Origin of the sequence: Zooshikella harenae, from assembly GCF_018837975.1 — a bacterium.
GTDB classification, from domain to species: domain Bacteria; phylum Pseudomonadota; class Gammaproteobacteria; order Pseudomonadales; family Zooshikellaceae; genus Zooshikella; species Zooshikella harenae.
The window spans coordinates 1-1,159 of sequence record NZ_JAGSOY010000262.1 but is presented as its reverse complement, the minus strand read 5'-3'; the positions used below and the strand labels follow the sequence as shown (position 1 = coordinate 1,159).

Annotated in this window: 2 protein-coding genes; one reads left to right on the top strand and one right to left on the bottom strand. The window is 38.1% G+C overall.

Features of this window, described 5'->3' with window-relative positions:
- The coding region (locus tag KCG35_RS25490) for a hypothetical protein (protein WP_215822660.1) at positions 1-347 on the top strand (347 nt) is incomplete at its 5' end.
- 23 nt (positions 348-370) lie between these two features.
- On the opposite strand, the gene KCG35_RS25485 is transcribed toward KCG35_RS25490, so the two are convergent.
- Positions 371-1,024: an immunity protein Imm33 domain-containing protein gene (locus tag KCG35_RS25485; protein WP_215822659.1), complete on the bottom strand. Its 654-nt coding sequence runs from the start codon at positions 1,022-1,024 to the stop codon at positions 371-373.
- Between the last annotated feature and the right edge of the window lie 135 nt (positions 1,025-1,159).

Below are 1,159 nucleotides of genomic sequence, written 5' to 3'. Positions count from 1 at the left end.
AAACTACACAGTTGCCGAGGGGACACGCAGGAATTGGGCCATATGGCTACGATTTACCCTCTAGTTTTAGCGATTGGCGAGAAATCAAAAACTTCTGTGAGGATCATGAGCAGGATTTATCCGGTGCGAAGTTTATGTATGATAAATTGCCTGGCAGTGATTTAAGGGTATTTATTCAGTGCTCAAATTCAGATTTGATTGTTTGCGATCTCACTGGCCAACATCGAGGATTATTTTATGTAAAAGGTGGTGATTTTAAAAATTACCACCTTATAAATGATCCTTTAAAAGCTTTAGATGCTTACTTTGCCGGTGCAGTTAAGGGAGAATCACCCAGTATTTTATAAGGTGTATGACTCACTCCACTCGTTTATCGAGTGGAGTTTATTTGATCTAGGTAAGAGTTAGCCTTAATTTGCACTTCTCTGTCATTTTTTACTAGTCTATAACAATCCCCATCCCTCAAAAGTACTCCCAAACCTACAGGTAATGCGAGAAACTTTATTAAATCTGGACGCTTACATGCAAAGTCATATAGTGAGAGAACACTGTATTCGTCTTCTTCAGCGTTAAGATCCTTAAAAAACCAGCCAGACTCAGTGTTTTCAGCTACTTCTCTCGCTATATAAAAGCTATTTGTAGCCTGGAATGTCTCACTAGCAATAATGGATGTTCTTAATGATGGGAAATCTGGGGCAACATTTAACGTACAACTATCAACGATATCTTGCTGCTCTCTAAAGTGTTTTAGTGTGTTTGTAACCGAGTCGATAAACACGATAGGAACATCTTTCATGTTTGGCTCTAAGATGTGAATACTATTGTCAGATTGCATTTTAAGCTGGTTCAGCATCCATCCAAGCTGCATAAACTCGCCACTTTTAAATGTTACGCCATTAGCCACCTCAGACTCTAAATGTGCAATAAACCAATCAATATCTTGTTGAGGTACAACATCCATTTTACATGAGAAACAAAGCTCAGGATGATTGTATTGGGAACACTTTGTCGTTCTAAAGAACATATAGAAGCAACCTTGGTTATTAAACTCTATCGTATATTTTAATAAGAAAGACAGTAAATTAGCACGTTTTTTATGTCCTCTCAGTGAACATGCTTGAAAGCAAATTTTTAACTCGCACGCTTACCGAGGTGGCAC